Here is a 13,395-nt window from a genome sequence, read left to right on the forward strand (position 1 = left end):
TTTTACCTAAAAACAAGGAGGAATTAATCCTATGGAACCAGCTATCTATGATGCTAGTTTAATCACTACCACGCTCAACAATGCAATCGTTACAGGATACAAAAAAGGCACCTTCGTTACTGCAAACTTTGATGAAGATCGTGTAAATGCCGAATCCAATGCCCAAGGAGAAACTTCTTGGTCTTTAAATAACTCAAAACTTGGCACTATCACATTAACTTTAAATCAGACTTCTGCATTCAATAAAATCTTGAACGGATATTCAAATGCAAAGAAGTTTTTCCCTATCTATGTTGATGATCCAGTCAACAAAGAACGACGCGGTGGAACACAAGGCATTGTGACTAAAATTGCAGATGCCACTTATTCTGATGGTGTTGAAGCACGTACTTATACAATTAAAGTTGGCGATTTTGAAGTTACAAACTATTAATGCTTAGGAGTAGAGCAATCCGCTCTTTTTATTTACCCAAAAACATATTAATTGGAGGAATTTAACCATGGCAAACGCTAAAACAGAAGAAAAAACAACGAAATTCTTAAAACAAGAGGAGTATACACACGAAGGTTCTGGAGTGAAATATACTTTTCAATTCCCAGGTACAAGACGTGTTCAGGAAATTCTAGACGAATCAAAAGGACCGAACGGAATTGTAGAGACAATCTACAATGATAAGCTGATGAACGAAGTTATTGCTTCACCGCAAACAAACTGGGATTACTGGGATGAAAACGAAGGATATCGTGAGGTGTTAAACGCAGCTGACCGCTTTCTTGGAACATTGCTGTAAAACTCAAACAGACGCTTATTATAAGGATTACATCGAATCTAATTATCGAATTTATCTTCCGATTATTATGGGCATTGCAACAAAAGAAGAAGTAGAAGTGATGACAGCGTATGAACTTGGCCTTGCTTATCATCTAGCAAAGATGAAACAAGAAGCATTGAAAGGAAGTGGTGGTGTAGATGGCTAGAACTTTACGAAACACCACCATGAAAGTAGCTGTCGACGTTGATTATAGAAGCTTAAAAGACGTCGACAAGCATTTGAAAGATACTGCAAACGAGGCAAGACACTACGAAAATACCTTAAATAAAACTGGCAAGGCAATCAAGGATGTTGATAAACAGCAAGAAGGTTTAAGTAAACAATATAAGCATTCGAAAGATGCTGCAGAATCACTAAAAAATCAAGTAGATAAAGGTAATCGTAGTCTCGGTGAAGCTGAAAAAGCAGCAGAAAAAGTTTCGGCCAAAAATAAGAAATTAGCAGATTCTAACGAAGAAGTAGGACGAAGTGTAGAAAGACAAGATAGAAAAATAAAGAACCATGCAAATAATCTTTCACAAACGTCTAACCGATTAGAAAAGTTAAGCAAGAAATATAAAGATACGGGTAAAAGTATCAATGAATTTGGTAGAGAAATCACTAGCACATTCGGTAAATTAACTCTAGTGGGTGGAGCGGCTGTCGGTTATTCTCTTAAAAAAGCAGCTGATTTTGAGCAAGGCATGAAAGATTCAGAAGCCTTGATGTCTGTTGATGAGTGGGAACAGTACGGTAATCGATTATCGAAAACTGTTATGAAATTAGGGGCAGACACGAAATATAGCTCTGTTGAGACAGCGCAAGGCCTTCAAGAATTAATTAAAGCGGGTGTAGACACTCAAAATATCTTGAGTGGAGGATTAAAAGATTCTCTTAACCTTGCTACTGCCGGGGAGTTAGATCTGGCTAAGGCTGCGGAAACGATGTCTACAGCTTTAAATTTATTTACTAATGATACTTCGCTTACTTCTGCCAAGGCGGCCAATTTACTTGCCGGTGCGGCCAATGCTTCTGCAACTGACGTTGGGGAAATGTCATTTGCATTATCTCAATCTGCAGCGGTTGCTAATATGGTGAGTCAATCGTTTGAATCTACTTCTACTGCTCTTGCAGTATTAGCGCAAAATGGACTTAAAGGTTCGGATGCAGGTACATCACTCAAAACCATGTTGCTAAACTTATCTCCTCAAACAGAAGAGGCAGCAAAGCAAATGGAAGCGTTGGGATTAGCGCAAATCAGTATTACAAATGGTTACAATTATTTAGTTAAACGTGGATTGAAACCAACTGAGATTTCTTATGATGGTGTTGTAAACCGACTAAAACAATTAGCTGTCGTACAGGCTGGCGAAGGTGCATCGTCAACAAAGATAAGAAAAGAATACGACAAATTAGTTAAACAGTCTGGATTAGTTTCTTCAGCATTCTTTACTCAGCATGGTAAAGCGAAAGATATGAAACAAATCTTTGGATTGCTTCAAACTTCGCTTAAAGGTTTGTCTGAAGAACAAAAGATTAACGCGTTGAAGACTATGTTTGGCACAGATGCTATTCGAGCAGCTACGATTGCTTCTAAAGCCGGTAAAAAAGGCTTTGAGGACATGAACGGAGCAATGCAAGGTGTTACTGCTGCAGATGTAGCCAAGAAGAAGATGGATACCCTTAAAGGGTCCATTGAATATGCAACTGGTTCAGTAGAAACATTAGCAACTGATTTGGGAACAGCATTAATTCCTACCTTCAACTATGCAGCAGAAAAAGTTGAAGGTTTATCTGATTGGTTTAATAGCCTAAACAAGGAAACAAAAGAATCAATTGCGAAGTGGGGATTAATAGCGGTTGGCGCAACAGGAGCCGCTACAGGAATAGGTCTACTGGCTTTAGCGGTAGGCGGAGCAGTAACAGGTTATGGAAAACTTCTTTCAGCTGGCGCGCAATTGAGAAAGTGGCGGAAGGGTAGCGCGGGCGAATACGCTACAAGTGCAAAATCAATCGATGTAGAAACAGCTGCCTTACGACGTAATACAAGTGCTCAATTAGCAAACGCTGAAGCACGTGGTACAGGTGGAACCGTCCTTACTAGCAGTACAAAGAATGGTAAAGAGGTTACTTTCCTTGGGAAAGCGGGGAAAAGTGGTCTCGGAAAAGTCGGCAAGGGTGGTCTCCTTAAAACAGGAACATCTATTGGTAAAAAGATTCCTATCCTTGGCACTTTACTTGGAGCCGGTTTATTAGTTGCGGGTGGAAAAGAGAATCTCGGCTCAAATGGTGGTTCATTAGCTGGTGGCGCAGCAGGGGCAGCTGCAGGAGCGGCGCTTGGTTCGGTGATTCCTGGAGTAGGCACAGCTATTGGTGGTGTCGTTGGTGGTATTGCAGGATCCATATTTGGTGAAAAGTTTGGTGCAAGTGCACAGAAGTCTCTTGAAAAGAATCTACCTAAAGTTAAAAAGTCGTTAAAAGACGGATTGAACTTTGAAGGCGTTTCTAAAGGAACAACAAGTGCTATAAAAGCATATGAAAAGCTTAATACCAAGGCTTCAGAGCAGTTAAATCTTTTATATTATCGTGGACAAAAGGTATCCACTAAAACAGCGGACTCTTTGATTGATACCTATGGCAAGATGGCTAATACGATAGAAAAATCAATGGAGACTAAGTTCGGTAAGACAACAAAAACATTAAGCAGTTTTATTAAGGAGTCTGGTCTATCCGAAAAAGAACAAAAGTTGATTTTAAAGAATATGGATACCAACCATAAAGCTCGTGAGAATCTTGTTCGTAAATCACAGAGTAGGATCAATCGTATTCTTAAAAGGGCTGCAAAAGAAAAAAGACAGATTACTGAAGAAGAACGCCAAGAAATTAACCAAGAACAAGAAAAGATGCGTTCTTCTGCTGTCAAAACGCTATCTAAATCTGCAAAAGAGCAACGTACAATTATGACGATGCTAAAAAACGAAAGTGGAAGAATTAGCGCAAAGCAAGCAGCAAACATTGTTAAGCAATCTAAAAAGGCCAAAGATGCGGCTATCAAAGAAGCTGAAAAAAAATATAAAGCAGTTATTGTAGCAGCAGACACAGAATATAAGGACAACAAGTCTATAACTAAAAAGCAGTATGAGGCTATTAAAGATAACGCTGAAAAAGCTCGTGATGCTGCAAAAGATGCCGCAAAAGATATGCATAAAAATGTTGTGAATGAAGCCAAAAAACAAGCTGAAGAACACGTAAAAGAAGTCGATTGGGAAACGGGCCAAGTGTTGACTAAGTGGGATAAGTTTAAGCAAGGATTAGCGGGCGTGTGGAATGGAATTGCAGGTTTCCTTAACAAGGGATTAAAAGCTCTTGGTTCTGATGCTAGTATTCCGACTTTTTCAACAAACAACACGAGTTATACAACTTCTGCTAAGTCAAAGGTTATCAATAACCAAGGCAACAGTATAGCGTCAAATGCTAGAGGAACTAACTATCATCCTGGTGGACCATCTGTTGTTGGAGAAGAAGGCCCAGAGTTAGCTTATACTCCATATGGGGATGCTCGTTTAGTTGGTTCAAAAGGTGCTGAAATCGTAGACTTACCCCGTGGAACAAGAGTTTTAACGGCATCTCAAACTTCACAGATGATGTCTGGTGGCTTAAAAGGTTCTATGCCTGGTTATGCAAAAGGCATTGGAAACAAAGTGAAAAACGTTGCTTCAAAAGCCGTGGAGTTTGGTAGTAAGGCTTTAGATTTTATAACGAATCCTAGTGAAGCAATCGGTAACTACATTAAAGAACACAGTCTAAAAAGTGACATTTTAGGTGTTGGTACGGCAGCGTTATCTAAATTAAAAGATGCTGCTATTTCCTATGTTACGAATAAAATACCTTTCTTTGGTGGCGGAGTCGGTGGTGGATCCGTTAGCAATAAGTACGGTGTCTATGATTCTTTGTTTAATGTTGCCAAAACAATCATGAGCTCTCCTCTTGGTAGAGGATTGATAATAACGAGCGGTCATAGACCAGGAGACACTTATGATCACGGTAGACATAACGCTATCGATTTAAGTGGATTTGGTTCAAACGGTGGTTATAAGGAAGTCGCTAGATGGGCTTCTCGATTGCCAGGCGTTTCTTACACGATTGGTGACAATACTGTATTTGGAAGGAAATACGGCGATGGTAGTAAGCCTGGTTGGGCAACCGGCCACATGAATCACGTCCATGTTAGTGGTATGGGTGGCAGTCCTAAGAAACGATTTGCTACTGGTGGCTGGAAGAATAACTTTGGCCAAGTTCTTGTTGGCGAAGAAGGTCCTGAGCTTGTAGATCTTCCATTCGGTTCTCATGTTAACAATAATCGTAAAACAAATGAGTTACTGAACAAAAAAGGCGAAACGGTTATTCATTTTAGCCCGCAAATTACTGTCAATGTTGAAACCAAAGATGAAACGACTGAATCAGCAATAGAACGTGCGGTGAATAAGGCCCTAGAAGCAGCGTTCAAAGAGATGAGAGGTTTATTCGATAGTGGGGTGGCGTATTAATGGCGAAAATACACAATTATCATATTGATAGTATGCAAGAAACGTTTAACTCGTCCGTTAACGTCACCGCCTATCCAGTTGAAGATGGATTACCTTTGAATGATAGTGTTCAAAGGAATCCTGATACATTTTCAATTAGTGGGAAAATCCTCGACAAAGGAAAAGTGAAGAACTCTAACGATAAACGTAAGCATTTAAAGAATCTCATGAATGATGGGAAAGCTATTAAGTATGTCGGGCGTTTAAATGCGAAAGATGTATTAATTACAAGCTTTTCAGGAACTTACACATCGAGTGTCGGAAATGGCTTTGAATTCACTATGGAACTGCAAAAAGTTCGAATTACCAAAACACCGTATATCAAAAAGAAAACGAAGAAAAAAACGTCTGGTAAGAAAACAGTGAAATCAAACAAAGGCAAAGCAGGGACTGGTAAGGCTTTAAAAAAATATCACACAGTCAAGCCAGGTGAAAATTATTCTAACATCGCTAAAAAATATGGTACTACAATAGCTGCCTTACGAAAGTTAAATAAATGGCCGGATCGTTCTATTCCAGCAGGGGGACGAATGCGTGTTAAATAATCAAGAGTACCTTAACGGGTACTCTTTTTGGTGGTGAAGCAATGAAAAGAAGTTATATCGACTTAGATGTTTCTGAAATACCCGTACAGTTTGAGATAGACCTAGAACAAGACAATTATACGATGGGGATTAACTATAACGAGACATTCGATTTTTACACCGTAGATTTATGGGATGATGAAGGCTCTATTATTGTGCTTGGTGAGAAAGTGGTACTAAATAGGCCATTGTTTGAATCAATTGTCGATGAGAGACTACCCGCACCTTCCATAGTGCCTTTTGATGAATCAGGCATTGCTACAGATGTTTCGAAAGAGAATTTTTATAAAACCGTCTTTCTAACAATCGATGATTTATCTGATGATGAATTGGATGATGTAATAGAAGATGATGATAATTTAGGTGAGTGGGATGACTAATCAATTGTTTCGTAGAATTACAAAGGTAACTATTGAAACACCTAAAGGCCATTTAAAGTTTAATGGCGATGATCTGGAAATTAGATTTACTGTCCCTTTTGACGATGATAGCAAACCGAATATAAGCAACCTCCAGATTTATAATCTAACCAAGGACACAATTAACAAAATAAAAAAAGGATATAACGTTTCTTTAAGCGCTGGCTATAAAGATGATTATGGATTGCTTGTAGAAGGTAAAATCACTTCAGTTACAACGAAATATGAAGGTGTAGACAAAGTTACAACGGTCAAGTTTAAAGAAGGTAAAGACTATAGCGGAGTTAAAGTTGATCATAAAACAGCTGATGCAGCTAAGAAGTATTTCGTGAATAAACGTGTGAAATTAAAGAAACCAATTAAAACAACACATGTAGGTACAAATGGTCGTAAGTATACGAGGACCACTAACTTTAAAACGGTGAAGGTAGCTAAATGGCGCAAACAGACATTGAATATTACATTTGCCAAAGGAACTAAAGCATCTACTATTATCAAAAGATTATCTAGTATTCTAGGGATTAAATTTGCTGAGTTTAATCTGCCAAGAGATAAAGTATACAAAAAAGGCTACAAAGTGACAGGCAAAATTGAAAATAAATTGAATGCAGTTGTAAATGATTGTGATGCGGTTATGTATTGGCGGCGCGGGAAGATGGTTATTCGAAGCATTGAAACAGGGAATGACGAGCGCTTTACATTGAGCTCTTCGACAGGCCTAATTGAATCACCTCAACAATATGAGGATGATGATTTTAAAGGCTACAGCGTCCGTTGTTTACTGCAACATCGCATTACCACTGCATCTATCATAAAGATTGAAAGCAAAACGGCTAACGGCAAGTATCGGGCTAGAAAAGGCCAGCATATGTATGATGGCACAGATTTTATTACAGAAGTTGAGGTGATTGAATAATGAGCGAATTTTCTAGGTTCTTTACGAATCTTCAAAGAGAAATTTTGTTGTCAGTAGCAACTGCAGCACCAGCGAAATTAATTAAATATAATCCGGCCACTAAACGAGCAGATATTCAACCTCTCTTCTTAACAGCTGACAAAGACGACAATTTATTTAAACAATCGCCTATTGAAGATTGTCCAGTGATGCGTCATTGCCAAAGTGATTGTGAAAGTGGTCAATATCCACTTGTTTTCTATAATGTTATTCAACGTAATATGGATAATCTAGATGGTGTTAAATTCATAGATCCAGATTCTTACGATTTGATGAGTAGTAATGATGCCATAATTATAGGGGTGTTTGATGGGTGAAAACTTTAAAGGTTGTAGATGGTGATTTTGTTTTTGATGAAGCCGGAAACCTTGTAATGGTAGAAGGTGACGAAGAAATCGCACAAGGGGCATTGATGAATTTGAGCATACGAAAGGGAGAGTTTGAACTGGATGAAAATATCGGGTTAGACACTTCTTTTATGCAAAACAAATTGGTCCAAGATGAAGAAATTTCAGATAGTGTGTTAGAAGCTTTGCAAGTGTTAACAGACCAAAATATCATAGAGGGAGCAGAAAATATAATGATCTCCCGTCAAGGCCGTTCCTCTACCATTGACTTAGATCTCGTTAAAACAGATGGGCTGAACATAAGCTTAGAGGGAGTTGATTTAAGTGGCTCTGAATAAGAATGGTTTTTCTCGAAAAACATACTCGGATTTATTAGATGAGATGGAAGAGAAGCTTAAAGAACAATTTGGTGAAAACACAAATTTATCATCATATACACCATTAGGCATCATCATGAGAGTGATGGCTTTTTTTTATGCAAAGCTTTGGGACGTTGTAGAAGCTGTTTACAACAGTCGTTTTATCAAAAAAGCCGATGGCGTATCGTTGGATTATCATGGCGGAGATAAAAATATCCCAAGAAATCCAGCTACAAATTCTTATGTACCTTTACAATTCACTGGAGCACCAGGCTACATTATACAAGCTGAAGAAACCTATTCAACAGAAGGGGATATCCAATTTGCTTTACTAGATGATGTAACTTTAGACGACTCTGGTAATGGTGTGGGACAAGCAATTAGCGTCGATACCGGTAGTTATACCAATGTTTCAGCAAATACCATAATAAATATAGTGAACCCTGTAGAAGATATTCACTCTGTTACGAATCCTGTAGCAGCAACTGGTGGGAGTGATATGGAATCCCTTACCTCCTATCGTAATCGTCTTCTCAAGGCAAACGAATCCAATGGAAAAGGTACTGCATCAGCAATTGAATTAGCATTAAGAAACGTGTCAGGAGTACGTTCGGCAAATGTTATTTATAACAAATCCATGGAAGTAGATAATGACGGCAATCCCCCAAAGTCAGTACATGCTTATGTTTTAGGTGGTAGCAAAGAGGCGGTTGCACAAGCGTTATTTGATAGTATATCAGCCACTACTCAAACAGTAGGTGATCAATCTACTCTAATTGCTGATAACTCACAGAATACTCACGATATCCGTTTTGATTTTGCTTCAGTTGTAACAGTGTTTGTGAAATTAGAAGTACAAACGAATGCAGAATTTGAAGCAGATGGTATTACGCAATTAAAGGATGCTTTAATCGCTGTAATTGGCGGTTTAGATTCGAACGGAGAAGAACAACAAGGTTTAACTATGGGTTCGGATGTAATAGTATCTCGCCTTTACAGCGCTTTATATAAGGTAGCAGGGATAGATGACATATCAATCCAAATTGGTTTAAATTCGGATTCCTTGGGCACTGAAAATATTATCATTACTCAAAGACAAGTGGCCGAACTTAAATTGGATGACATTGAGGTGGTTATCAATGCTTAAAGACATGCTTAATATGTTAACTGATGCCTTGAGCAAAAACCCTGCATCTAACATAGTAAAGATTCTATATGTATTCAACCAACAATATGAAGATGTGCAAGAAACGCTTCAGACGATGCGAGAATGGGTTGATGTAGATAAAGCCGAAGGGAAAGAACTGGATTTAATAGGGGCTGACACAAACCAGCCTAGAGGTCTTGCGAATGATGCTCAATATCGCATGATGATTAAATCGAAAAGAATCAGAAGTAAGTCAGATGGAACCTGGAACGCTATCATTGATTCGATGGCTAATACGTTGAATTGTTCGCCGACTGATCTGCAATTCAAATCAGTTATTGAAAAGGGTGGAAGTGAACCACTTGCATTAGTGGTTGAAAAAATCCCGTTAAAAGTTGTGAATGACTCTCAATTAACTACGGGTCAGTTAATCCAGCTAATTGAACAAGTAACTCCTGGTGATGTTCGTGTTGCATCAGCAAATTTTACAGGAACATTTAGATTCTCAAAGAAATATGACACACCTGAATTTGGAGAGCATGGATTCGATAAAGGTACTTTAAGCCTTATTCTAATACCTGCTCAAGAATCTGTGTTGCCAATATAGGAGGGGTAAAATGACATTTACCAAGAAACCATTAAAATGGAATGCTGTTGGTGTTGAACCATCTGAAGAAAAGAAAATACAAGGATTTGGAAATGGTGAATATCCTGCAGCAGGACATTTCGATTTTAAATTTAACTCGGATTATGAAGCAATTAAAGAGCTACAAGAAAAAGCCGGAGAAGTAAAAACAATTAACGGCCAGTTACCAGATGAAAAAGGAAATATAAAAGTAAATGTAGATACATCGAACTTGGCAACCAAAGAAGAACTTAAAGCCAAATATTCTAAACCTTTAGATGGTATTCCTCAAAGTGACTTTGCTAGTGATGTTCAAACTTCTTTAAGTAAGGCTGATGGATCAGCTAAACAAACAGATCTTGAAGCTTTAGACAAAAAAGTTAATGAACATTCGGCGGAAGATGCGACAAATGCAAAGAAAGGTCATGTACAATTAACTGATGATATTAATGGTAACTCAAACTCATTAGTACCTACTCAAAATGCAGTTCGTAAAGGGATAGAACAATCTAGTTACAAAACTGTCAAAAGTGGTAAAGACGCTAATGGCATATTTACATCCATAATGATATACCGTAAGTCAAATGGAACATTGGTTGAAAAATCGGTATTAAGTGGAGGTACCAGTCCAAATTACACAACAAGAACAGTAACATATTATGGTTTAGACGGAACAACTGCAGAAAGAACGGATACATTCACACTGGCTTATGACTCAGATGGTGTATGTACAAGTGAGGTGTAAACATGATAGATCTTAGAGACCATGGTGGCCCTTATGGTGGCGGAAAATATCGTAAGGGTAGTTTATTGCCATTATCGGATTTGGGAATAACAAAATTATTAAGTGAGAAGTTTATGAGTTATGAGTATTACGATTCTTCATACACTGTTCTAAATGATTATCTGTATAATAAAACGCTTAACCGTTTATATATGCTGTTTTATACTTCTGATAAATCTAAGAATGCAATAATAAGTGTCCCGGTAAACTCCGATGGGGTTCCTAAATCTAGCGACGTTAAATATTTCTTTCCATCGGATGCTACGAGACTTTTGTTACTTGATCCATATCCCACGACCACATCGGCAAATATGTTCTTAGTTACTCATAACAGATGGTACATTATGAACAGAAACATTGAGCAGATCTCTTATGGTACTTTTTCAAATAGCAACACATCTGTTATGTACGCTGTTTACAATGGACGATTGATAATGATGTCTTATAACTATGTATACACTGTTAAATTATCTGATTATACAGCAACAAACGTATATCCTAACTATACGTATCCGGTTGCATACAGTTATCCATTTGATGATGGAACTATTTATATATTCGAATATCCTAATAGCTCAGAACTTGTTCTTATTAAAAAATTTAGATTATCAAGTGACGGTAACTCGGTAACTCAAGAGGCATCCAATACAATAAGTGACTCTACTAATAGAAGTTTACTGATGTATGGAAGTAGAGAAGTATATCCTAGAAAATGGGGCGGGTATACGTATATGGCGAGTGGAAATACACTCCTTAAAATAAATGATTCCAATCTTTCAGTGGTTTCTACAATGCAATTCTCATCAGCTATAACTGATATTCTACTTCAAGGTGCGACATTATACGTATATACAAAAGAAACTGTAAATACAAGTGATTATATTATTAGGAGATACACAATTGATTTGTGGAGTTTTACAACAAAAGAGAGCTATGTAACTCTACCATCTGGTAAGCCTCAGATAATAGATAACAATAGCCAATTATCTATATCAGGTTCAAAACAAGTTATTAAGAGTTATTCAGCAGTTAAAATAGGAGGGTAATATAATGATATTTGTAGAAATAAAAGATAACAATGAAATAGGTCTAATACACAATCGCCCATTTGATGAAATTGATGGACTTGGTCAAACTGAGGAAGAACTAAGTAAGAAAGGACTTCTAGTTGAGTCACTTCCGGAAACTGAAAACATATATGGGAAAGCTCCTTTATTAAAGTATGATGGTTCAAAGCTATATTATGATTACATTGATATAGAGCCTGCTAAGGAAGAGAAAATTGAGCGGGATTTAAAAGAACTTAAAGAACAAAATGCTCAAATGCTAATGGCTCTAATGATGGGAGGCTTGATGTAATATGGATTGGTTTAAGACGGTTAGTTGGTATTATAAAGACGGTTTCTACACAAATGAACAAGTTAAATTGTTTGTCGAGAAGGGTAAAATTACACCTGAAGAGTATAAACGAATAACTGGAGAAGATTACACGGCTATATAAACATCAGGAATATGATACGACATAAACGCTGTTAAACGACTAGCGTTATTTTTATTGCCAAAAACAACCACAAATATAATAAAGGTACTTACTCCTTTTTTGTCGAATTAAGTAGATAGATGGGAGTGGATGATATGGAAGATATGTTAAAAGAATTTGATAAGATAGATATTCTTGCTCAAGGTGAAAAACGTATATTTAAGACTCGAGGTAATTTTGGCGTTAGAGAAAATTCAATTGAAATTAACTTTAGTAAACGAGATGATGCATATAAACATTTCATAAAATTGCATATGAATCACTATATTATTACAAGTTTGCTAATATCAAAAGGCGAGGAAACCAGTGACATGGAAAATTATAAAACTATTTTTATTACAGACTCGGATAAAAAGGTTATGTTAATAAAACAGCAAGTTCAATAGGAGATTGCTGTTTCAATACCTTCCACAATCATTGTGGAGGGTATTTTTATTGCCGAAAGATAAAATGCCAGAAGGGGGTAATTCCATGTTTAAGACATTAGAGGAAGATGATAAGACATAAACGCAGTTAATCGACTAGCGTTATTTTTGATGAAAAAGGGGATAATTGTTAAAGGGTAATATCCATTTCTTTTGAATTTTATCAGTATAGAGAGGGAGGGAGTGAGCCGTGTTAAGGGAATTTGATAAAATAAAAATCTTTACAAAAAATAATTCTTTTGAATTTCAATCTAAAGGAATAGTTGAAGAAAAAGTAAAAGGAAATTTAACTGACCTTGAGTTGGATTTTTATTTTAATGATGCAGCAGTAGAATGGTTTATCAATGCTTATATAAATAGGAGAGAGTTTATTTGTATAATGGTATCAAGAGATGATGAATTTTATATTTCACAAGTGAGAAAAGTGGGGGTAATTATTGAAAAATTGGTTATTTTAATTGATTAAAACACATTCTGTTGAATGTGTTTTTTTATATGCCTTCCCCAATATCCATGGAGGATATATTAGTTTTATCTAAATTAACAAAAAATATTAAAGGTTAATTCTTCGATTAGTAGAATTTAGATAAAGAGGGGGTGTTTTCAATGGATAAATTAGAGCTTTTAAATCGGTTGCTTAAAGTAACAGGTAATTCGCTTTTACTTCAATTTTGGAATAAAAGTAAAGCCGATTTAACTTATCAGTCAGCAGAAAAACTAAAAGAGGAGGGAAAAATAAACATAGGGAAGTTGACTAGACGTAATGATTTTTCCATTTATATTCAAGCGAATTTAAAGTAGCTAATAATTTA

General features: G+C 36.9%; 18 protein-coding genes. All 18 read left to right on the plus strand.

The annotated features are described in order from the left end of the window. Window positions 1–31: 31 nt before the first annotated feature. On the plus strand, window positions 32–433 hold the full coding sequence (locus F0527_RS07550) for a phage structural protein (RefSeq protein ID WP_150284354.1): 402 nt from the start codon (window positions 32–34) through the stop codon (window positions 431–433). A gap of 67 nt (window positions 434–500) precedes the next feature. After that, a complete protein-coding gene (locus F0527_RS07555) occupies window positions 501–791 on the plus strand; it encodes a hypothetical protein (protein ID WP_150284355.1) in 291 nt (96 codons plus the stop codon). Next, window positions 775–978, plus strand: coding sequence for a hypothetical protein (locus tag F0527_RS07560; protein WP_150284356.1), 204 nt, complete (start codon window positions 775–777; stop codon window positions 976–978). Before F0527_RS07555 ends, F0527_RS07560 begins: the two co-directional genes overlap by 17 nt. Further along, window positions 971–5,359 (plus strand): phage tail tape measure protein, encoded by a 4,389-nt coding sequence (locus F0527_RS07565; protein ID WP_150284357.1) that lies wholly within the window; start codon window positions 971–973, stop codon window positions 5,357–5,359. Before F0527_RS07560 ends, F0527_RS07565 begins: the two co-directional genes overlap by 8 nt. Beyond that, window positions 5,359–5,943, plus strand: a complete 585-nt coding sequence (locus tag F0527_RS07570) for a LysM peptidoglycan-binding domain-containing protein (RefSeq protein ID WP_150284358.1) — start codon at window positions 5,359–5,361, stop codon at window positions 5,941–5,943. The genes F0527_RS07565 and F0527_RS07570 overlap by 1 nt, the downstream gene beginning before the upstream one ends. A gap of 41 nt (window positions 5,944–5,984) precedes the next feature. Then, on the plus strand, window positions 5,985–6,362 hold the full coding sequence (locus tag F0527_RS07575; protein WP_150284359.1) for a phage baseplate plug family protein: 378 nt from the start codon (window positions 5,985–5,987) through the stop codon (window positions 6,360–6,362). Continuing rightward, window positions 6,355–7,317, plus strand: a complete 963-nt coding sequence (locus F0527_RS07580; RefSeq protein ID WP_150284360.1) for a phage protein — start codon at window positions 6,355–6,357, stop codon at window positions 7,315–7,317. Before F0527_RS07575 ends, F0527_RS07580 begins: the two co-directional genes overlap by 8 nt. 47 nt (window positions 7,318–7,364) lie before the next feature. Beyond that, window positions 7,365–7,673 carry a hypothetical protein gene (locus F0527_RS07585; RefSeq protein ID WP_150284361.1) on the plus strand — a complete coding sequence of 103 codons (309 nt, stop codon included), beginning with the start codon at window positions 7,365–7,367 and terminating at the stop codon, window positions 7,671–7,673. Further along, window positions 7,670–8,041 (plus strand): contractile injection system sheath initiator, encoded by a 372-nt coding sequence (locus tag F0527_RS07590; protein WP_150284362.1) that lies wholly within the window; start codon window positions 7,670–7,672, stop codon window positions 8,039–8,041. Before F0527_RS07585 ends, F0527_RS07590 begins: the two co-directional genes overlap by 4 nt. Further along, the gene (locus F0527_RS07595; RefSeq protein WP_223823538.1) at window positions 8,028–9,209 is read left to right on the plus strand and encodes a baseplate J/gp47 family protein; all 1,182 of its coding nucleotides are present in this window, start codon (window positions 8,028–8,030) and stop codon (window positions 9,207–9,209) included. Before F0527_RS07590 ends, F0527_RS07595 begins: the two co-directional genes overlap by 14 nt. After that, the gene (locus F0527_RS07600; RefSeq protein ID WP_150284363.1) at window positions 9,202–9,816 is read left to right on the plus strand and encodes a DUF2612 domain-containing protein; all 615 of its coding nucleotides are present in this window, start codon (window positions 9,202–9,204) and stop codon (window positions 9,814–9,816) included. The genes F0527_RS07595 and F0527_RS07600 overlap by 8 nt, the downstream gene beginning before the upstream one ends. 10 nt (window positions 9,817–9,826) lie before the next feature. Further along, on the plus strand, window positions 9,827–10,579 hold the full coding sequence (locus F0527_RS07605; protein WP_150284364.1) for a tail fiber protein: 753 nt from the start codon (window positions 9,827–9,829) through the stop codon (window positions 10,577–10,579). Between the two features lie 2 nt (window positions 10,580–10,581). Further along, a complete protein-coding gene (locus F0527_RS07610) occupies window positions 10,582–11,664 on the plus strand; it encodes a hypothetical protein (protein WP_150284365.1) in 1,083 nt (360 codons plus the stop codon). A gap of 4 nt (window positions 11,665–11,668) precedes the next feature. Further along, window positions 11,669–11,977: a hypothetical protein gene (locus tag F0527_RS07615; RefSeq protein ID WP_150284366.1), complete on the plus strand. Its 309-nt coding sequence runs from the start codon at window positions 11,669–11,671 to the stop codon at window positions 11,975–11,977. Between the two features lies 1 nt (window position 11,978). Then, entirely contained in the window at window positions 11,979–12,119 is a 141-nt protein-coding gene (locus F0527_RS07620; protein WP_150284367.1) for an XkdX family protein, read from the plus strand. 134 nt (window positions 12,120–12,253) lie between these two features. Then, on the plus strand, window positions 12,254–12,544 hold the full coding sequence (locus F0527_RS07625) for a hypothetical protein (protein WP_150284368.1): 291 nt from the start codon (window positions 12,254–12,256) through the stop codon (window positions 12,542–12,544). A gap of 229 nt (window positions 12,545–12,773) precedes the next feature. Continuing rightward, window positions 12,774–13,049, plus strand: coding sequence for a hypothetical protein (locus F0527_RS07630; protein ID WP_150284369.1), 276 nt, complete (start codon window positions 12,774–12,776; stop codon window positions 13,047–13,049). A 140-nt stretch (window positions 13,050–13,189) separates the two neighbouring features. Continuing rightward, window positions 13,190–13,384: a hypothetical protein gene (locus tag F0527_RS07635; RefSeq protein WP_150284370.1), complete on the plus strand. Its 195-nt coding sequence runs from the start codon at window positions 13,190–13,192 to the stop codon at window positions 13,382–13,384. The last annotated feature ends 11 nt before the right edge of the window (window positions 13,385–13,395 follow it).

The sequence above is a fragment of the Rummeliibacillus sp. TYF-LIM-RU47 genome (assembly GCF_008638315.1).
Taxonomy (GTDB): domain Bacteria; phylum Bacillota; class Bacilli; order Bacillales_A; family Planococcaceae; genus Rummeliibacillus; species Rummeliibacillus stabekisii.